Source organism: Bradyrhizobium jicamae (assembly GCF_001440395.1).
In the GTDB taxonomy this organism is placed as follows: domain Bacteria; phylum Pseudomonadota; class Alphaproteobacteria; order Rhizobiales; family Xanthobacteraceae; genus Bradyrhizobium; species Bradyrhizobium jicamae.
The window spans coordinates 1-19,705 of record NZ_LLXZ01000044.1; the positions used below are offsets into that span (position 1 = coordinate 1).

Genomic DNA, 19,705 nt, shown 5'->3' on the forward strand with positions numbered 1-19,705 from the left:
AACCGGCGCCGGCGACATCAAGCGAAGCCGCGCCACGCAAGGCGGGCTGGTGGTCGCGGCGCTTCGGCAGCGGCGAGTAGGAATCGAACCAAAAAGAAAGCCGCCCGGCGACAACCGGGCGGTTTTTTATTGCGCCGAGCTGATCGCTCAGCCCGTCGTGAGCGCGGTCTCCACATCGGACGGATCAACCGGCTTGCTCAGATTGGCGTACAGCTTCTCCTTGTTCAGCTCACCTTCCCACCACGACACCACGATGCAGGCGACGCCCGTCTGGTCTGAACCAGCACGACAGCGTTCATCTTGGCTGCGTTCGTTCCAGCTTGGAGCAAAGCCTCGCAGCAACGTTAGCTGCAGCACCTGACTTGCGTCTCCTGGACTGCTCAACCCGATAACGCGTAGCCAATCGCATTGGCTACGCGCGAGTGGATCCGGGCGCGATCACTCAACCGCGGCGGTCGACAATCTGGCGGATCGCCGGCACCAGCGCGGCACCGAGCGCGTTCTTGACCAGCGAGCCCGCGATGAACGGGGCAACGCCGACCAGCCACGCCTTTTCCACGCCGAGCTTCACGCCGAATGCCAGCCAGCCAAATCCGGTGGCGAGAATGAGGATGTGTCCGAGCGCCATCGCGGCGAACAGCCAAACCACCGATCGATCCCAGCCGCGCTCGGCGAGCCATCCCGTGACAAAGGCCGCCGCCACGAAACCGAAGAGATATCCGGCCGTCGGACCGACGAGCGGCGCGAGGCCGCCGACGGGGCCCGCGAATACCGGCAGTCCAATCGCCCCTTCGGCGAGATAGGCGATGATTGTAGCGCTGCCGAGCCGCCAGCCATAGGCCGCGCCGATCATCAGCACGACCAGCGTTTGCAGCGTCATCGGTACATAGGGCAACGGCAGATTGACCTTGGCGGACAAGGTCAGCAGCGCCGTTCCCAGCGCAATCAGGATCGCGCTGCGCAGCAGACCTGATGAGCCGTCCGCACGATGCGGCCACAGCAGCGCGGCGAGCGGAAAATGCGACGGGACGACGGTTTCAGGCATGGTTCTGGCGGACATCGATGGCTCCCCGATGGATTGCAGATGAGAATGATGCGGGTGACAGATTGCTGCGCTAACGCAGCCAGCGCGCGATGCGCGTCACGGCCTCGCGCATCTCGTCGGCCGAGCGCGCATAGGAGAAGCGGATGAAGCTGCGGCCGTGGATCGGATCGAAATCGACGCCCGGCGTTGCCGCCACATGCGCCTTCTCCAGCATGCGGCTTGCAAACTCGAAACTGTCGGAGGTGAAATCCGAAACATCGGCGTAGAGATAGAACGCGCCATCCGCCGGCAGGAACTTGGTGAGGCCGGCCTTCGGCAATCCCTCGATCAGGATGCGGCGGTTTTCCTCATAGCCGTGCTTGATCGCCTCCATCTCGTCGCGGCCCTCGAACGCCGCTTCGGCAGCGATCTGCGACAGCGTCGGCACCGAGATCGACAGGTTCTGCTGCAGCCGCTCGATCGGGCGCACCAACGGCTCCGGCACCACCATCCAGCCGACCCGCCAGCCGGTCATGCAGAAATATTTCGAGAACGAATTGATCACGAGCGCATGCGGCGATAGTTCGGCCGCCGTCACGGCCGGAAACGCATAGTCGAGCCCGTGATAGATCTCGTCGGAAATGAAGCGGATCCCCGCGCCTTCCGCCGCATTGATCAGGCCGGTGAGCGCTTCGCGCGACATCATCGTTCCCGTCGGATTGGCGGGGCTGCCGACCAGCACGCCCTTCAGCGGCGTTTTGCGATGCGCGGCCAGCAGCGCCTCGCCGGTCAGCGCATGGCGCGTCGCGCCCGATGTTTCGATCAGCACCGGCTCGCAACCGAGTGCGGTCAGAATATGCCGGTATGGCGGATACCCCGGCACGGTGACCGCCACGCGGTCGCCCGGCTCGAACATCGACAGAAACGCCAGAATGAAGCCGCCCGACGAGCCGGTCGTGACCACGATCCGGTCAGGCTCGACCGTGCAGCCATACGTATCGCGGTAGTGCCGGGCGATTCGCGCGCGCAGCGTGGGCATGCCGAGCGCGGAGGTGTAGTCGATCCGCGCCGTGTCGAGCGCGGCATGCGCGGCTGCGATCGCGACCCTGGGCGCCGGCGCCGCCGGCTGTCCCACTTCCATGTGAATGACATGGCCGCCGGCCGCTTCGATGCGGGCGGCGGCGGCCATCACGTCCATCACCATGAAAGGTGGAACGTCGCTCCGTGCGGAGGGCATCACTAGCGCTGTCGCGCGGTCTCTAAGTGTCGATTCCAGCATCGATTTCTGTTATTTGCGCGGGCGCTGCCCGAATCGAGGGTTCCCGAACCGGCTGCCGCCCCAGACTGGCCGTATTCGATGGCTTGTTATAGCGTTTTCAGGCGCAGTGATACCGGGTCGGATAAAGAAACGTTGAAGCAACCAGCCGGGACCTGTTTCTGATCTCATCGGAAACCGAACCGGCTTCCGGCCAAATCCGGAACGAAAGCCACGCCAAAGACCGCTCATGCTGCTCCGCATCGCCCTACGCAAGAAATCACTGAAGTTGACGGCGCTGGCCACAGCCGTCGCGCTTGTCGCTGCGCCGATGGCGGCGACGGCGCAGGAGAACAGGGGCCCGCCGGTGCTTCGCGACGCCGAGACGGAACAATTGCTGCGCGAATATACGAGGCCGATTCTGCGCGCCGCCGGTCTGGAAAAGCAGAACATCCAGATGGTGATCATCAACCAGAGCGTCTTCAACGCCTTCGTTGCGGACGGCCGACGCATCTTCGTGAACTACGGGGCGATCTTGCAGTCGGAGACGCCGAACCAGATCATCGGCGTGATGGCGCATGAAACCGGCCATCTCGCCGGCGGTCATCTCGCCAAGATGCGCGAGCAGATGGCGCAGGCGCAGACACAGATGATCATTGCCATGCTGCTCGGCGCCGGCGCGATGGTCGCTGGCGCGCAAGGCGGCGGCAGCAGTAGTGGCCTGGCCAACGCCGGTGCGGCGATGTTCTCGGCGCCCGGCGAAATCATCCGCCGCAACCTGCTCTCTTACGTGCGCCAGCAGGAGGAAAACGCCGACAAGGCCGGCGTGAAATTTCTGAACGCCACCGGCCAGTCCTCGAGGGGCATGTACGAGACCTTCAAACGCTTCACCGAGGAAAGCCTGTTCGCCGCGCGCGGCACCGATCCCTACGTTCAGTCGCATCCGATGCCGGCCCAGCGTGTCGCCGCGCTGGAAGAACTGGCACGGTCGAGCCCTTATTGGGACAAGAAGGACGACCCTGCCCTGCAGCTCCGTCACGACATGGTGCGCGCCAAGATCTCGGCCTTCATGGAGCGGCAGGAGACCGTGTACCGGCGCTATCCGATGTCCAACAACAGCCTGCCCGCGCGCTATGCGCACGCGATCGCGACCTATCGGCACGGCGATCTGCGCAGCGCACTGGCCCAGATCGACGCCTTGCTTCAGCAGCAGCCCAACAATCCCTATTTTTATGAAGTGCGCGGGCAAGCGCTGCTCGAGGGCGGCAAGCCGCAGGAGGCGATCGCGCCGCTGCGCAAGGCCGTGCAGCTTTCCAACAACTCGCCGCTGATCGAGATGATGCTGGGACAGGCCCTCGTGGCAACCGGCAACAACGCCTACACCGACGAGGCCATCTCGATCCTGCGCGGGGCGTTAGCGCGCGAGACCGAAGCGCCGATCGGCTATACCCAGCTCGCCATGGCCTATGGAAGAAAGGGCGACTACGCGCAGGCCGACCTCGCCTCGGCCCAGGCCGCCTACCTTCGCGGCGACAGCAAGACCGCCCGCGACCTTGCGTCACGCGCCAAAACGCGCTTCGCAATCGGTACGCCCGGCTGGGTCAAGGCTGACGACATTGTGAGCGCCAAACCGCTGCCGGGCCAGAAGAGCAACTAGAATTCAACCGCATTCGGCTATAATCCGACCCGGTCTATCCAAGGATCTGGTCGCCACGAACCGAGATATTCTCCAGGATCCGGCCTTCAGCAGAATTGCCCGGGACCCCGCCGCACAAGGACTTACCGATGCCCTCGTTCCGTTTTCTCATCCCCGCATTGTTCGCTGTGGCGCTCTGCGGCGCGCCGCTGCCCGCTTCCGCGCAGAGCTTCACCGACAGCCAGCGCGGCGAGATCGAGGCCATGATCCGGAATTACCTGATCAAGCATCCCGAGGTGCTCGAAGAGGCGATGGCCGAGCTGAGCAAGCGCCAGGCCGCGGCGGAAGCCGCCAAGCATGAGGCCGGTGTCGCCAACAACGCCGAGGCGATCTTCAATTCACCGCGCAACGTCACGGTCGGCAACAAGGACGGCGACGTCACCTTCGTCGAGTTCTTCGATTACAATTGCGGCTACTGCAAGCGCGCGATGATGGACATGATGGAGCTGATGAAGGCTGACCCGAAGCTGAAGGTCGTGCTCAAGGAGTTTCCGGTCTTGAGTGCCGGCTCGGTCGAGGCCGCGCAGGTCGGCGTCGCCGTGCGCATGCAGGATCCGACCGGCAAGAAATATCTCGACTTCCATCAGAAGCTGCTGACCGGCCGCGGCGCCGCCGACAAGGCGCGCGCGATGGCCGTTGCCAAGGAAGTCGGCCTCGACATGGCAAAGCTGGAGAAGGACCTCTCGAGCGCCGAAGTCCGCAACACGCTCGAGGAAAATTTCAAGCTCGCCGAGGCGATGGGCATGAACGGCACGCCGAGCTACGTAATCGGCAAGCAGGTCGTGATCGGCGCTGTCGGCGTCGAAGCCCTGCGCGAAAAGATCAACAATGCCCGTTGCGGAAAGGCGACCTGCTGAGGTCAGCCGAAATCGTTGAAGCCATTAAATCCGGCTGCGTCGCAGCCGGATTTTCTTTTTGCGGGCGAAGCCCGCCGATCGAACCGTGACCATGCAAGGGGCCACTAGACGGACTCGGCGCGTGCATCGCGCCCTGCTCCGACGACGCCGAAATACAGCGCGACCTATCTCGAAATCGAAGAGCATTTCGGCGGCTTCAATTTCGGCGGCGGCAACGGTCAGCTCGATCTCGCGACGATGGAATTCGACCGGGCCTGCGGCTGAGAAACGATCCCGCATTTGAGAAAGGCAATCGCGTCGGCAAAGCCCGTATCCGTCGGGGTCCGCGTTCATCGCGCATTCACAAAACAAAATCTGCGGAACCACCAACTATCAGGAACATCACTCAAATCCTTTCGTTGTCGGTGCGGGCAATGTGCAGAACACGTGAGGAGACTTTCGATGAGTAATCGCTTTCTGATTTCGGTCGCGACAGCGGCCCTGATCGCCGGAACCGGTTTTGCGAATGCGCAAGGCACCGGCATGGGCCGCGACAGCGGGGCCGGTTCCACGGCGCAGCAGACCGCGCCTTCTTCTGAGCGCGGCGGCGCCTCGTCAGGCAGCATGCAGCGCGAGCCCGGCGGCGCATCCGACATGAAGGGCGCGCAGTCCGAGCCGCGGTCGAAGGGTGCTGAAAAGAACCAGCGCGCCGACGATCAGATGAAGGGCGGCAAGGATATGAAGGCTGAGGGCAAGGAGGATCGCGGCAAGGCCGAAAAGGGCCAGACGACCGGCCAGGGCACCGGCTCAGGCACGATGCAGCGTGATCAGAGCACCCAGCGCGACCAGACCCAGGATCGCGACAAGAGCATGCAGCGTGACCAGAAGGCCCAGGGTCAGCAGGACCGGGACCGCACGCAGACCCAGACCCAGACGCAGGGCGGAGCCGCGGGCCAGACCACCACAACGGGTCAGGCGGGCGCGGGCGCGAAGATCTCGACCGAGCAGCGCACCCAGATCACCAGCGTGATCAGGGAGCAGCGCGTTCAGCCGGTGACCAACGTGAACTTCTCGATTTCGGTCGGCACCCGCGTGCCGCGCGACGTGCACTTCCATGCGTTGCCGGAGCGAGTGGTGACGATCTATCCGGAATGGCGCAGGTACAAGTTCATCCTCGTCAAGGAGCAGATCGTGATCGTTGATCCGAACACCTTCGAGATCGTGGCGGTTCTGGAAGCCTAACGGCGAGATTTTCGCAAGCGATCAGGGCGGGCAGCAATGCCCGCCCTTTTCCATTGATCAAGGGTATGAGCAGACGTAGCCGTCGAGATGACGCGATACAACTTACCAGACACGTCGCGGCGTCGCTCTACCATGGGCAGCATTGTTACCCGTCGCTTTCGGCCGAACCGGGCGTCCCGGCAGCAACAGTGGACGAACAATCGGCGCACGGGCCACCGCGGGCCAATTTGGTGTCATTGGTTAATGAACGAATTCAGCAGGTTCCATGCGCCTTTTTATGAACAGGATGAGGCGCTTGAAAGGGACGGCGGTGGGCTAAAGGCTTCCCCTTCGCCGCGTTGTTACCTATAACGCCGCGACCTGCCCGCCCCTTTTTGCTGGAATCCGGATGGCCCAAGGAACCGCTGCCGCGACGATCTATGTGCTCAACGGCCCGAACCTCAACATGCTGGGGATTCGGGAGCCGGAAAAATATGGTCATTCGTCGCTTGCCGATGTCGAACGTCTCTGCGTGGAAACGGCAGCGCAGTTCGGCCTGACGGCTGATTGCCGCCAGTCCAACCGCGAGGGCGAGCTGATCGACTTCATCCACGAGGCGCATGCCAAGAAGGCAGCCGGCATCATCATCAATGCCGGCGGCTATTCGCATACATCGATCGCGCTGCACGATGCGCTGGTCGCGGTGAAGATCCCGACGGTCGAAGTGCATATCAGCAACATCCACGCCCGCGAGAGCTTCCGTCACCACTCCTTCACGGCCATGGCCGCCTTCGCCTCGCTGTGCGGCTTCGGCATCGATGGCTACCGGCTCGCAATCAACGGCCTGGCCGCCAAGATCGGCGCCACGGCGAAGACCTGACTTTCAAAAACTGACCTCACACAACTGAGATCGAACGACACCAAGCCTGACGCTTAAGCCGTCACCCACATCGAGATTCCGGATCAAAGAGCATGGCCCGCCAGCCCGACAACAAGTCAGCGGACAAATCAGCCGCCAATCTGCAGAGCGACGACAGCGCGCTCATTCGCGAACTCGCGCTCTTGCTGGATGAGACCAGCCTGACCGAGATCGAGATCGAGCGCGCCGGCCTGCGGCTGCGCGTCGCGCGCAACGTCACCGTCGCTGCAACCATGCCGGCGAGCTACCAGCCGATGCCCGCTGCCATGGCCGCCTCCGCTGCGCCAGCGGCGGCAGCCGATCTTGCCAAGCATCCGGGCGTGGTCCCCTCGCCGATGGTCGGCACTGCCTATTGGGCGCCCGAGCCCGGCGCCAAGCCGTTCATCGACGTCGGCACCAAGGTATCTGCGGGGCAGACCCTGCTGATCATCGAAGCGATGAAGACGATGAACCAGATCCCCTCGCCGCGCGCGGGCACGGTGACGCAAATTCTCGTCGAAGACGGCCAGCCGGTCGAATTCGGCGAGCCGCTCGTGATCATTGAATAAAACTCGTCAACGTCAGGCGCTGCGATGTTCGATAAGATTCTGATAGCCAATCGCGGCGAGATTGCCCTGCGCGTGCTGCGCGCGTGCAAGGAGCTCGGCATCTCCACCGTTGCCGTTCACTCCACCGCCGACGCCGACGCCATGCATGTGCGCCTCGCCGACGAGAGCGTCTGCATCGGGCCGCCGCCGTCCAAGGACTCCTACCTCAACGTCCCCGCCCTGCTCGCAGCCTGCGAGATCACCGGCGCGGACGCCGTGCATCCCGGCTATGGCTTTTTGTCCGAGAACGCCCGCTTCGCCGAAATCCTCGCAGAGCACAATCTGCATTTCATCGGCCCGAAGGCCGAGCACATCCGCCTGATGGGCGACAAGATCGAGGCCAAGAAGACCGCCAAGCGGCTCGGCATCCCCGTCGTGCCCGGCTCCGACGGCGCGGTCACGTCGGATGACGACGCGATGGCGATTGCCAAGGCGATCGGCTTCCCCGTGCTGGTCAAGGCCGCTGCCGGCGGTGGCGGCCGCGGCATGAAGGTCGCGCAAACCGCCGACGATCTGATGATGGCGCTGACGACGGCCGGCAATGAAGCCAAGTCGGCGTTCGGTGACGCATCGGTCTATCTGGAAAAATACCTGCAGAAGCCGCGCCACATCGAGATCCAGATTCTCGGCGACGGCCGCGGCGGCGCGATCCATCTCGGCGAGCGTGACTGCTCGCTGCAGCGCCGTCACCAGAAGGTCTGGGAAGAAGGCCCCTCGCCGGTTCTCGCTGCCGCCGCCCGCGCCAGGATCGGCGAGACCTGCGCCAAGGCGATGCGGGACATGAAGTATCTCGGCGTCGGCACCATCGAGTTCCTGTACGAGGACGGCGAGTTCTATTTCATCGAGATGAACACCCGCATCCAGGTTGAGCATCCCGTCACCGAGAGCATTACCGACATCGACCTGGTGCTGGAGCAGATCCGCATCGCCGCCGGCGGCGACCTGCCGGCGAAGCAGGAAGAGATCGCGATCATCGGCCATGCCATCGAATGCCGCGTCAACGCGGAAAACCCGCAGACCTTCCGTCCCTCGCCGGGCAAGATCACGCAATTCCACCCGCCCGGTGGGCTCGGCGTGCGGATCGATTCCGCCGTTTATCAGGGCTACGTCATCCCGCCCTATTACGATTCGCTTGTCGGCAAGCTGATCGTGCACGGCAAGACCCGCGCCGAATGCCTGATGCGGCTGCGCCGGGCGCTCGACGAGATGGTGGTCGACGGGATCGAGACCACCCTGCCACTGTTCCGGGCCCTGGTCCGGGAAGCAGACATTATCAACGGCGACTACCACATTCACTGGCTTGAGCAGTACCTCGCCGGCAAGCCGGTGGACGGCAAGGCCTCCTGACCGAGAAACCTCTTAAATATTGGACGGGCGCAATGGAACCGATGGTTCCATCGCACGTTGGGCTGCATGGGGGTTGCCAGGGGCGCTTGTTCCATTTGTCCATGACGCGAGATCACCGTGACGCCTGATGCCCAGCGCAAGCGCGCCATTGGGCACATCCTGCTGCTTGCGGCGGGACTCTTCGTGTTGACCGCCATCAGCGCCGGCTCGGTGTTTCTGGTAAACAAGGCGCGCAAGGACGCGCGCGCGGTGGTGCACACCCTGGAGGTTGAAAACCAGTTATCGCTCGTCCAATTGCAGTTGCGGCGCGCCGAGAGCGCACAGCGCGGCTACCTCGCAACGTTGCAGCCGGATTTTCAGGCTGACTTTGAGCAAGCCATATCCCAGCTTACGCCGGCCCTCACGAAGTTATCCCAGCTTATCAGCGACAATCCGGTTCAACGGCGGCTCATCAACGAAATGATGCCGCTCTACGATCAGCGGCTCGAAGAATTCCGTACAACCATTGAACTGGCGCGGTCGCAGCGCATGAACGACGCCACCAAGCTCGTGCGCGAAGGCATCGGGCGCGACACCATGAAACATATCGCCGATATCGCCAGCCAGATGCGCGCTGAGGAAGACCGTCTATTCGTCGAGCGCACGACCGACGCCGATCGCAGCCAGACGCTGGCCGCCTCGCTCACCGGTATCGGTTCGGGTTTCGTGGTCGTGCTCGCCGGTATCGCGATCTTCCTGGTGCGGCGTTCGTCGCATGCGCGCGACCAGGCCGACGCCAGGCTGCGCGACAGCCATCTCAACCTCGAAGCCACCGTCGACGAGCGCACCGCGGACCTGCGCGAAGCCAATGACGAAATCCAGCGTTTCGCCTACATCGTCAGCCACGATCTGCGCTCGCCGCTGGTAAACATCATGGGCTTCACCAGCGAGCTGGAGGAACTGCGCGGCGACATCTTCAAACGGATCGCAGCACTTTCCCGCGCGCAATCCGAAGCGCCAGCTGCCCCGGAGAATGCCACCGACACCGCCGAGCCCGCGCTGGAGGGTGCCGACAAGCAGCTCTCACAGGATTTCTCCGAGGCGCTCGGCTTCATCAAATCGTCGATCGGCAAGATGGACCGCCTGATAACGGCGATCCTCAACCTCACCCGCGAAGGACGGCGCGAATTCGAGCCGGTCTGGATCGATACCAAGGAGCTGTTCGAGGCCATCGTGACGACCGTGGCGCATCAGGCCGCGGAAGCCCAGGCCGAGATCCGGATCGACGCGCTGCCGAATATCGTCAGCGACCGCCTTGCGCTGGAGCAGATCTTCTCCAATCTGATCGACAATGCGCTCAAATACCTCAAGACCGGGGTCCCCGGCGAAATCTTGGTGCGTGGTCGCACCAAGCTCGGCTTTGCGATTTTCGAGATATCGGACAATGGGCGCGGCATCGATCCCAAGGACCACCAGCGCATTTTCGATCTGTTCCGCCGGGCGGGAACCCAGGACAAGCCGGGACAAGGCATCGGGCTCGCCCATGTCCGTGCCCTGGTGCGCCGGCTGGGAGGCACCATGTCGGTCTCGTCGGAACTTCATCAGGGCAGCACATTCACGATTACGCTGCCCATCAATTGGCCAGCAGGCAACCGGAAGACACGGACATGAGTAATCCAGTCACTATCATCATGATCGAGGACGATGAGGGCCACGCCCGCCTGATCGAGCGGAATATTCGCCGATCCGGTGTCAACAATGAGATCATTCCGTTCACCAGCGGTACAGCCGCGCTGAACTACCTGTTCGGCTCGGACGGGACGGGCCTCGACCACAAGGGCTGCGCGTTCCTGATCCTGCTCGATCTTAACTTGCCCGACGCGAGCGGCATCGACATTCTGAAGCGGGTCAAGGAAAACAAGTATCTCAAGACCACGCCGGTCGTGGTGCTGACCACCACCGACGATTCCCATGAGATCAAGCGCTGCTACGAACTCGGTTGCAACGTCTACATTACCAAGCCCGTGAACTACGAAAGCTTTGCCAACGCCATTCGACAGCTCGGTCTGTTCTTCTCCGTCATTCAGGTCCCTCCGGCCGCCATATGAAACCTACGACGCCGACACTGCTGTATATCGACGACGACGCCGGCCTCGCCCGGCTGGTCGACCGCGGCCTGACGCGGGCCGGATTCAAGGTCGTCCACGCGGCTGGCGGCGAAGAAGGACTGGCCCGGCTGGCGCAGGGCGGCATCGATGTGATCGCGCTTGACCAGTACATGCCGGGTCTCGACGGCCTCGAAACGCTGGAACGGATCATGGCGATCACGGACGCCCCGCCCGTGGTGTTCGTCACGGCAGCCCAGGATTCGGCAATCGCCGTCACGGCGCTGAAGGCCGGCGCCGCCGACTATCTCGTCAAGGATACGCAGGGCGATTTCATTCCGCTGCTGCAGGTCGCCATCAATGGCGCGCTGCGGCAGGCGGAGCTGCAGCGGGCCCGCGACGAGGCCGAAGCCGAGGTTCACGCCTCGCGCGACCGCTATGCGGCGCTCGCCGCCGAGCGCGAAGTGCTGCTGCGCGAAGTCAACCACCGCGTCGGCAACTCCCTGCAGATCATCGCCTCGCTGCTGCACCTGCAGGCCAATTCAGCCACCCAGGACGACGTCAAGGCGGCGTTGACCAACGCGATGGGCCGCGTGGCCGCAGTCGCCCAGGTGCACCGCCGGCTCTACACCTCGCATGATCTCAAGAGCGTGCTCCTGAACCAGTATCTCGAAGCCCTGCTGGAAGACCTCCGCCGTTCGGCCGAGGGCAACAGGATGTCACGGCTGACGCTCAAGGCCGAACCGATCGAGATCGACCCGGACCGCGCGGTGGCGATCGGCATCATCGTCAACGAACTGGTGATGAACGCCGTCAAATACGCCTATCCCGACGGCGCCGGCCCCATTCACGTCGAGCTCAAGGCCGACGGCGAAGACCTCGTGGTCTCGATTGCGGACGACGGCGTCGGCCTCAACGCCAAGGCCGACCCGCGCTCCACCGGGATGGGACAACGCATCGTCAGCGCGATGGCCGCCAAGCTGGACGCCAGTGCCGAGCGCGATCCCGACCATCACGGCACCCGGATCGTGCTGCGCTTCCGGCGAATTCCGGCAACGCCGGCTCCGAAGCCAGCCAGCGCCGCGGCAGGTTAAACATACGAATCCCGCGGCGTCGCCGCTTCGATCGCCCGCGCGGCAGCGACGAGGACGTCCGCCACCTCGATGGCGCGGCGTGGGCTCATTCTGTTCCGAATGGCAGATAACGTAATCGCTGCGGCAGGCTGCCCGTCCGGCGCGCGGATCCAGGCCGAAAGCGACTTCGTTCCCTGCACCAGGCCGACGTCGCGCAGATTGTAGCCCCGGCGGCGCGCGAGCTGGACCTGTCCAAGCACCGTCGGCGTATCAGTCCGGTAGGTGCCAAATCGCGCTTCGTTGGCGAGCACGATCCTCCGCGCCTCTGCAGCCGGCATCGCGGCCAGTATCGCAACGCCGGCGCTGCTGACGCCGAGCGGACGCCGCACCCCGACCTCGATCGACAATATCTGGATCGGATAGCTGCCGATGCGGCGCGCCACGCACAAAGTATCGAAACCGGTGCGCACCGTCAGAAACAGGGTATCGCCGAGCTGCGCCGACGCCGCCGCCAGATGCGGCTCGGCCGCAATCAGCAGCGGCGAACGCGATGGACGGGCCAGCGCCAGTTCAGGCACCTGGCGGCCGACCACGTAATTGCCGGTCCGCTCGCTGCGCTCGACGATGCCCTCTTCGATCAGCACATGCACGATGCGATGGACGGTGGGGCGCGTCAGCGACGTGGCCTGCACGACTTCCGCGAGAGGCACGCCCCGCTCGCCGCCGATTGCGAGCGTACGCAGCACTGTCAGCGCCCGGCGGATCGCCTGCCCGCCCTGCAGCGGCTCGTGCCTCTGTGCCCTTAACCGACCGTTTGTCATAGGTATGGCCCACTGTCCACAATGTGGACAGAAACACCACAATTTCATCGACAGTGGAAGAGGCAAGCGCAAAATCCGCCGCGCGGAACAATAGATGCGCATGCCGCTGGGACGGGGCTCGCGCAAACAAGAAGTAGCGGCAAATGGGCCGCTTTTCGGGAGAATCCGATGAAGTTTTTCGCGGTCGCAGGCGTCGCTGTATCAGCACTAATGGCTGTGGTGTCCAACACACCAGCCGGCGCCCAGCAATGGCCGGCGCGGCAGGTGCGCCTGATCGTCCCCTATCCGGCCGGCGGCAATGTCGACAGCGCCGCGCGCGTCATCGCCGACAGGCTCCAAGCCAAGCTCGGCCAGCCTTTCATCGTGGAAAACAAGGCCGGCGCCGGCGGCCTGATCGCCGGCGAGGCGTTCGCGAAAATGCCGCCCGACGGCTACGCGCTGTTCGTTGGCGCCAACGGTCCGGTGCTGTTCGCGCCCGAGATCGCCAAGCGCGACGCCTACAACTGGAAGCGGGATTTCGTGCCCATCAGCGCGATCACGATGACGCCGCTGGTGCTCGAAGTGCATCCGTCGGTGCAAGCCAAGGACCTGAAGGAGTTCATCGAGCTTGCCCGCCGCGATCCGGGCAAGCTGACAATGGCCTCGCCCGGTCAGGGTACCACCAACCATCTGCTCAGCGAGCTGATGCAGGAGACCCTGAAACTGCAATGGCTGACGGTGCACTACCGCGGCAACGCACCTGCCCTCAACGACCTGATCGGCGGACAGGTGCAATTTGCCCTGGACCAGATTTCAGTCGGACTGCCTTCCATCAAGAGCGGCATGCTGCGCGCACTCGCCGTCACCGGCAACCACCGCGCCTCCTGGCTGCCTGATGTCCCGACCTTCACCGAAGCCGGCTACAAGGAATTCGACGGTCAGACGTTCACCGGCCTGTTCGCGCCCGCGCGCACGCCACCCGAGATCGTGACCAAGCTCCACGAAACGCTTGCGGAGATCCTGAAAGATCCCGCCATCGTCGAGAAGTTCAACGCGCTCGGCGCCGAGGCCGTGTCGATGACACCCGCGGAATTCACCAGCTACCTCGAAAAGGAGGACGCCAAGTGGATTCCCGTCGTCCGCAAGGCGAACATCAAGGCTGACTGAAGGTCTTTCCGATGCGGATCGATCCGGCATATCTCGACCCCGAAACGGCCTACCGGCTGCTTACCGGCATCGTGGTCCCCCGCCCGATCGCCTGGGTGACCAGCCTGTCGGGCGGCGGGGTGCTCAACCTCGCCCCGTTTTCCGCCTTCACGTTCGTCTCGCCGAAGCCGCCGATGCTGGCCATCAGCGTCGGCCGCAAGGGCGGGCTCTACAAGGATACCGCGCAGAACATCCTCAACAATGAGGAGTATGTCGTTCACATCGCGGACTCCAGCCTGATGAATGCGGTGCATGAGAGCTCCACCGAGCATCCGCCTGATGTCAGCGAGGTCGAGGAGTTGCGGCTTTCGACGCTGCCGGGCGAGCGGATCAAGGTGCCCCGCCTCGCGGCCGCGCCGATTGCGATGGAATGCCGCTTCCGGGAGTGCCTCGAATTCGGCGAGACCCGCAGCCGGCTCATCGTCGGCGAAGTGCTGGTCTTCCATATCAAGGATGGCCTGGTGAACAACGGCAAGATCGAGACCGAGGCGCTCGACCCGATCGCCCGCATCGCCGGTCCCCGTTACGCCAGGCTCGGCGAGATCGTTACCTTGAAGCCAGTATTCCAGACCTCGAAAACTGAATCCTGAAAGCGCCGAAACGCGCTGTCGCTGCGTTTATTGCAGCGCTGATCCGGAGATCTATCGCATGCGTCTTCTGAGTTATCTCGCAAACGGCGAGCCGCGCTTCGGTGCGGCGGTCGCGGGCGGCGTGGTTGACCTCACCAAACGGTTGGGGCCGAAATGTCCTGACCTTCGATCCCTGATCGCCAGGAACGGCCTGGACGTGGCGCGCCAACTGGTCGCCGACCTCAAGCCGGATCACGCCCTCGATGACCTCGTGCTGTTGCCGCCGATCCCGAACCCCGAAAAACTCTGGTGCATCGGCGTCAACTACAAGGACCGCAACGCCGAATACAAGGACAATTCGGACCTGCCGAAATATCCGAGCCTGTTCGTACGCAACCCCTCCTCCGTCGTCGGCTCCGCTCAGCCGATCGAAAAGCCGAAGATTTCCGAGCAGCTCGATTATGAAGGCGAGCTCGTGATCGTGATCGGCAAGGAGGGCCGGCACATTCCGCGTGAGCGCGCATGGGAGCACATCTTCGGCATGACGCTGTGCAACGAGGGCAGCGTTCGCGACTGGCTGCACCATGGCAAGTTCAACGTCACCCAGGGCAAGAATTTCGACCGCTCGGGCAGCATCGGTCCGTGGATCGTCACTTCGGACGAATGCGACCCGCGCGGGCCGCTCGACATCGTCACCCGCGTCAACGGCGAGGTACGCCAGAGCGATTCCACCGAGCGCTTGATGTTCCCGTTCGACTTCCTGATCGCCTATCTCTCCACCTTCGCCACCCTGAAGCCCGGCGACATGATCGCGACCGGTACCCCGACGGGCGCCGGCGCGCGCTTCACACCGCCGCGCTGGCTCAAGGTCGGCGACGTCGTCGAGGTGGAATCCGCTGGAATCGGCATCCTCCGCAACACCGTGGCGGAGGAGCAGTAAGCCGATGCTCGATCAACAAACCGTCGAACGGCTGGCGCAACGCCTGGACGAGGCCGAGCGCAGCAAGTCGCTGATTCCGGCGTTCACGCGCGAACATCCCGACCTCACGATCGAGGACGCCTACGCCATCCAGCGCGCATGGACCAGGCTGCAGCTCTCCCGCGGCCGCGTCGTCAAGGGACACAAGATCGGCCTGACGTCGAAGGCGATGCAGAACGCGGTCGGCATTTCCGAACCTGATTACGGCGTGCTGTTCGCCGACATGTTCTATCCGGACGCGTCACCGATCCCGTTCGACCGCTTCCACGCGCCGCGTATCGAGGTCGAACTGGCATTCGTGTTGAAGGCTCCCTTGAAAGGCCCCGACTGCACGCTGTTCGACGTGCTCAACGCCACCGATTACGTCACGCCGGCGCTCGAAATCCTGGAAACCCGGATGCACCGGGTCGATCCCGAAACCAAGGCGCCGCGCAAGGTGATGGACACGATCTCCGACAATGCCGCGAATGCGGCGCTCGTCGTCGGCGGCCGGCCCATCCGCCCGCTCGACGCCGACCTGCGCTGGATCGGCGCGCTGTTGTTCCGCAACGGCCAGATCGAGGAAACCGGCATCGCTGCCGGCGTTCTCAATCATCCCGCCACCGGGGTGGCCTGGCTCGCCAACCGGCTGGCGGCGCAAGGCGAGCATCTCGATACCGGCGAAGTGGTGCTGGCGGGATCGTTCACCCGCCCGGTCGATATTGCCAGAGGGGATACGTTCCATGCCGATTACGGCCGGTTCGGATCGGTGTCCTGCCAGTTCGTTTGAATAAAAAGCGTCCCAGGGAGAAGTAATAATGACAAGGCGCAAGAGCATTCATATCGGCGAGTTCAAACACGCCAATCCCATTCCGAACGCTGCCCGCATCGGCAATCTCCTGATGTCCGGCGTCATTCTCGGGCGCGACCCCGCCAGCGGCAAGATGCCGGAAAAGATCGAGGACCAGTGCGCCCATATGTTTGCGCACATGAAGGCCATCGTGGAAGCCGGCGGCGGCACAACGGATGACATCATCAAGATGACGGTGTGGCTGCAGGATCGCACGCAGCGTGCGCCTGTGAATGTCGAATGGCTGAAGATGTTTCCCGACGAGCATTCGCGCCCTGCCCGCCATGCGTTGCAGATGGACATGGAAAACGGCGCGCTCGTGCAGTGCGATTTCACGGCCGTGATCGGCTGACCCAACAAGGAACCTGACATGCCGACCTATCTTCCGTTCGATCCGAACCCGCGCCGTCCCTCGAAACTGCCGCCGCCGAAAACCATCGACAGCCAGTTTCACGTGCTGGGTCCACTGGACAAATATCCGGTGCGGCCTGGTGCCGCCTACCAGATGCCGACCGCAACCTGGGAAGCCGCGCTTCGCGTCCACAAGGCGCTCGGCATCGAGCGCGGCATCATCGTGCAGACCACGACTTATGGCGCGGATCATTCCGTGGTGCTCGATGCGCTTGCAGCGATGGGACCGAACTATCGCGGCTGCGCCAACGCGCTGGTGTTCGCCGAGGCCGACGACGCCTATCTCGCCAAGCTGCACGACGCCGGCGTGCGCGGTGCACGCTTCAGTTTCCGCCAGGAACTCGGCGCCGTGCTCTCGGACAAGGATTTTGCCCGCGCGATCGACAGGATTCGCGAACTCGGCTGGTACGCAAAAATCCAGCCCGAGAAGGACGGCATCGTCTCCAGTGCCGCCAAATACGAAAACCTCGACGTTCCCGTGCTGATCGATCACATGGCGCGCCCTGACCCGACGGGCGGCAAGAACGATCCGAACCTGCAGAAAATGCTGGAACTGCTGTCGAAGGGCAATTTCTGGGTGATGCTGTCACTAGGCGAAAAGACCTCGAAGAAGGGCCCGCCCTGGGACGACGTCATCCCGATCGCGCGCGCCTATATCGAGGCTGCGCCCGAGCGCTGCGTCTGGGCGAGTGACTGGCCGCACCCGGTGTCGGCGGTGCAGCCGCCCAACGATGCGGACCTGCTCGAACTGTTTTACCGCTACGTAGTCGACGAGACGGAGCTGAAGAGAATTTTGGTCACCAATCCGGCGAAGCTGTTCAGCTACGAGGATTAAGCCGCGGCGCGCCTAGCGCAGCGCGACCGTCACAAACGCCACGATGACCGGCAACGTCACCGCCGCCAGAACCGTGCCGAGCGCCACCGCACCCGAAACGGCTTCGTTGAGCCGTCCGTACTGGGCCGAAAAAATATAGGCATTGGCGCCGGTCGGCATCGCCGCAAACAGAACGACCACAGCCGCGGAAATCGGCGGCAAGGCCAGGACATAGAACGCAAGGACCGCGGCGACCGCCGGCATCGCCACGAGCTTGAGCGCGCACATGATGGCCATGCTGAGCGCCTGGCCCTTGATCCTGAATCCAAACAGGTTGATACCGAGCGCGATCAGCGCTGTGGCGAGCCCGCCTGCGCCAGCAGTTCGAGCGTCTTGTCCCCCACCGGATGCAGCCCCAACCCGGTGAGGCGCCAGAGGAAACCGAAGCCGAGCGCGAGCATGATCGGATTGCGCGCGATCTCGCTGACAGCGCGCAGCACCAGGAGCGGCGCGCTCTCCGAAGACTTCCGCTCCGCCCACGCCATCTGCAGCGTGCCGCAGAGCCAGAGCAGCGGCGTGTTGACCGAGAGGATCAGGGCCATCGAGCCGGCGGCCTGGCTTCCCAGCACCGACAAGATCAAGGGAAGGCCGAGCATCACGATGTTGCCGTAGATCGAGCCGATCGCGAGCACCACGCCATCCGCCCGGGATTGCCGCTGCAGCGACGACGCCAGCAGCGCGGCGATCCAGATCACGGCCGTCGCCCCGTAATAGGCGCCCCACACCGAGAAGGCGTTGACGGCCGGAAATTCGGCGACGACCACGATCCGGAACAGCAGCGCCGGAATGGCGATGCTGAAGGCAAACTCGGCAATGCCCTTGTGCGCCGTCGGGGTAATAAAACGCAGTGCCACCGCCGCATAGCCCGCCCCGATCAGGGCGAACACGGGGACGACGATCAACACTGCATTCATGCCGCACTCACCTGCCGGAGTTCGGCCGGGAGGCCCCTCGCCGTCATCCTTGTCGCATCAATGCGGCCATGGTTGCGCACCAATTGCGCTTGAAGCGTAGCATAGGGCCGCTGCCTCCTGCTATCCTCCCACCCATGACATCGCGCGAGTCAGCCGCTTCCGAAATCACCCCCGAAGTTCTGCTGCGGGCCTATGCCTGCGGCATCTTCCCGATGGCTGAGAGCGCCGGGGATCCGACATTGTTCTGGGTCGAACCGGAACTGCGCGGCGTCATTCCACTCGAGGGCTTCCGCATTGCCTCGCGGCTCGCCCGTACCGTGCGCTCGGATGCTTTCAGCGTCACCGTCGATACCGCCTTCAAGGCTGTCATCGCGGGCTGCGCGGCGCCGCAGCCGGGCCGCGACGACACCTGGATCAACAAGCGCATCCGCGATCTCTATCTCGGGCTCTACGAGCTCGGACACTGCCACAGCGTCGAGGTCTGGCAGGACGGCGACCTCGTCGGCGGGCTCTACGGCGTCAGCCTCGGCCGCGCGTTCTTCGGCGAGAGCATGTTTCATCGCGCCCGCGACGCCTCGAAGGTGGCGCTGGTGCATCTGGTGGCGCGGCTGATTGCGGGCGGGTTCGAACTGCTCGATACGCAATACGTCACCGAGCATCTCCGCAGCTTCGGCGCGGTCGAAATTTCAAGGCGGCGCTATCGCGCCATGCTCGACAAGGCGATCGTGGGCGAGCCGGCTGAGTTTATGCGATTACAGCCGAGCATCAGCGGCGCCGACGCGCTGGCGATTATTGCGAAGCGCGCGTAGCCCGGATGGAGCCAACGGGTCGCGCGAATGCGCGCCCGATGACAGGCTCCGCGCAATCCGGGGCCGCTCTCTCGTGGCGGCACTGATCCCGGATTTCGCTTCGCTCTATCCCGGCTACGGATTCGGTAATCCCGCCTAATTCCCGAACAATCCGCCGAACAGTCCACCCGGCCGCTGTTGCGGCGGCGGGGGTGGCGGCGGGGCCTGCTGCGGTTGCTGCTGGAACTGCGGCTGTGGCGGCGGTCCCGGCGGGCGCGGCGCCGCCTGCTTCG

General features: G+C 63.9%; 19 protein-coding genes and 2 pseudogenes. 16 read left to right on the top strand and 5 right to left on the bottom strand.

Annotated features, from left to right (window positions below; all coding sequences use genetic code 11):
- Positions 1-147: 147 nt before the first annotated feature.
- From CQ12_RS46095 to CQ12_RS06700, 3 genes and pseudogenes are all read right to left on the bottom strand, one after another.
- Positions 148-291 (bottom strand): annotated as a pseudogene (locus CQ12_RS46095) (dicarboxylate/amino acid:cation symporter); the annotation flags it as partial.
- A gap of 151 nt (positions 292-442) precedes the next feature.
- The gene (locus CQ12_RS06695) at positions 443-1,060 is read right to left on the bottom strand and encodes a biotin transporter BioY (protein WP_430642190.1); all 618 of its coding nucleotides are present in this window, start codon (positions 1,058-1,060) and stop codon (positions 443-445) included.
- A 55-nt stretch (positions 1,061-1,115) separates the two neighbouring features.
- Positions 1,116-2,303, bottom strand: a complete 1,188-nt coding sequence (locus CQ12_RS06700; protein WP_057834551.1) for a pyridoxal phosphate-dependent aminotransferase — start codon at positions 2,301-2,303, stop codon at positions 1,116-1,118.
- 226 nt (positions 2,304-2,529) lie between these two features.
- Here CQ12_RS06700 and CQ12_RS06705 point away from each other — a divergent pair, with 226 nt between their 5' ends.
- The 9 genes from CQ12_RS06705 to CQ12_RS06750 all read left to right on the top strand — a co-directional run bounded on the left by CQ12_RS06705 (position 2,530) and on the right by CQ12_RS06750 (position 12,063).
- Positions 2,530-3,936, top strand: coding sequence for a M48 family metalloprotease (locus CQ12_RS06705; RefSeq protein ID WP_057834552.1), 1,407 nt, complete (start codon positions 2,530-2,532; stop codon positions 3,934-3,936).
- A 128-nt stretch (positions 3,937-4,064) separates the two neighbouring features.
- The gene (locus tag CQ12_RS06710) at positions 4,065-4,832 is read left to right on the top strand and encodes a DsbA family protein (RefSeq protein WP_057834553.1); all 768 of its coding nucleotides are present in this window, start codon (positions 4,065-4,067) and stop codon (positions 4,830-4,832) included.
- A gap of 441 nt (positions 4,833-5,273) precedes the next feature.
- On the top strand, positions 5,274-6,053 hold the full coding sequence (locus CQ12_RS06720) for a DUF1236 domain-containing protein (RefSeq protein ID WP_063799688.1): 780 nt from the start codon (positions 5,274-5,276) through the stop codon (positions 6,051-6,053).
- Between the two features lie 388 nt (positions 6,054-6,441).
- Positions 6,442-6,912 (top strand): type II 3-dehydroquinate dehydratase, encoded by a 471-nt coding sequence (gene aroQ / locus CQ12_RS06725; RefSeq protein ID WP_057834555.1) that lies wholly within the window; start codon positions 6,442-6,444, stop codon positions 6,910-6,912.
- 92 nt (positions 6,913-7,004) lie between these two features.
- The gene (gene accB / locus CQ12_RS06730) at positions 7,005-7,499 is read left to right on the top strand and encodes an acetyl-CoA carboxylase biotin carboxyl carrier protein (RefSeq protein ID WP_057834556.1); all 495 of its coding nucleotides are present in this window, start codon (positions 7,005-7,007) and stop codon (positions 7,497-7,499) included.
- A 24-nt stretch (positions 7,500-7,523) separates the two neighbouring features.
- A complete protein-coding gene (accC, locus tag CQ12_RS06735; RefSeq protein WP_057834557.1) occupies positions 7,524-8,885 on the top strand; it encodes an acetyl-CoA carboxylase biotin carboxylase subunit in 1,362 nt (453 codons plus the stop codon).
- 117 nt (positions 8,886-9,002) lie between these two features.
- Complete coding sequence (locus tag CQ12_RS06740) at positions 9,003-10,535, top strand: sensor histidine kinase (RefSeq protein ID WP_057834558.1); 1,533 nt, start codon at positions 9,003-9,005, stop codon at positions 10,533-10,535.
- Positions 10,532-10,972, top strand: coding sequence for a response regulator (locus CQ12_RS06745; RefSeq protein ID WP_057834559.1), 441 nt, complete (start codon positions 10,532-10,534; stop codon positions 10,970-10,972). Before CQ12_RS06740 ends, CQ12_RS06745 begins: the two co-directional genes overlap by 4 nt.
- A complete protein-coding gene (locus CQ12_RS06750) occupies positions 10,969-12,063 on the top strand; it encodes a sensor histidine kinase (protein WP_057834560.1) in 1,095 nt (364 codons plus the stop codon). The genes CQ12_RS06745 and CQ12_RS06750 overlap by 4 nt, the downstream gene beginning before the upstream one ends.
- Here CQ12_RS06750 and CQ12_RS06755 read toward each other — a convergent pair.
- Entirely contained in the window at positions 12,060-12,863 is an 804-nt protein-coding gene (locus tag CQ12_RS06755; protein WP_057834561.1) for an IclR family transcriptional regulator, read from the bottom strand. The two genes, CQ12_RS06750 and CQ12_RS06755, sit on opposite strands and share 4 nt — an antisense overlap.
- A 210-nt stretch (positions 12,864-13,073) precedes the next feature.
- Here CQ12_RS06755 and CQ12_RS06760 point away from each other — a divergent pair, with 210 nt between their 5' ends.
- Genes CQ12_RS06760 through CQ12_RS06785 form a run of 6 tightly spaced genes read left to right on the top strand, consistent with a single transcriptional unit; the run spans position 13,074 to position 17,671 of the window.
- On the top strand, positions 13,074-14,009 hold the full coding sequence (locus CQ12_RS06760) for a Bug family tripartite tricarboxylate transporter substrate binding protein (protein ID WP_430642191.1): 936 nt from the start codon (positions 13,074-13,076) through the stop codon (positions 14,007-14,009).
- 11 nt (positions 14,010-14,020) lie between these two features.
- Entirely contained in the window at positions 14,021-14,638 is a 618-nt protein-coding gene (locus CQ12_RS06765) for a flavin reductase family protein (RefSeq protein ID WP_057834563.1), read from the top strand.
- Between the two features lie 58 nt (positions 14,639-14,696).
- Positions 14,697-15,557, top strand: a complete 861-nt coding sequence (locus CQ12_RS06770; protein ID WP_057834564.1) for a fumarylacetoacetate hydrolase family protein — start codon at positions 14,697-14,699, stop codon at positions 15,555-15,557.
- 4 nt (positions 15,558-15,561) lie between these two features.
- Positions 15,562-16,365 (top strand): 2-oxo-hept-4-ene-1,7-dioate hydratase, encoded by an 804-nt coding sequence (gene hpaH / locus CQ12_RS06775; RefSeq protein ID WP_057834565.1) that lies wholly within the window; start codon positions 15,562-15,564, stop codon positions 16,363-16,365.
- A gap of 28 nt (positions 16,366-16,393) precedes the next feature.
- On the top strand, positions 16,394-16,777 hold the full coding sequence (locus CQ12_RS06780) for a RidA family protein (RefSeq protein ID WP_057834566.1): 384 nt from the start codon (positions 16,394-16,396) through the stop codon (positions 16,775-16,777).
- Positions 16,778-16,795: 18 nt separating this feature from the next.
- Complete coding sequence (locus CQ12_RS06785; RefSeq protein ID WP_057834567.1) at positions 16,796-17,671, top strand: amidohydrolase family protein; 876 nt, start codon at positions 16,796-16,798, stop codon at positions 17,669-17,671.
- 12 nt (positions 17,672-17,683) lie between these two features.
- Here the strand turns inward: CQ12_RS06785 and CQ12_RS06790 are convergent.
- Positions 17,684-18,624, bottom strand: a pseudogene (locus CQ12_RS06790) (AEC family transporter).
- Between the two features lie 134 nt (positions 18,625-18,758).
- On the opposite strand from CQ12_RS06790, the gene aat reads away from it, so the two are divergent.
- Entirely contained in the window at positions 18,759-19,433 is a 675-nt protein-coding gene (gene aat, locus CQ12_RS06795) for a leucyl/phenylalanyl-tRNA--protein transferase (RefSeq protein WP_057834568.1), read from the top strand.
- Positions 19,434-19,705: the final 272 nt, after the last annotated feature.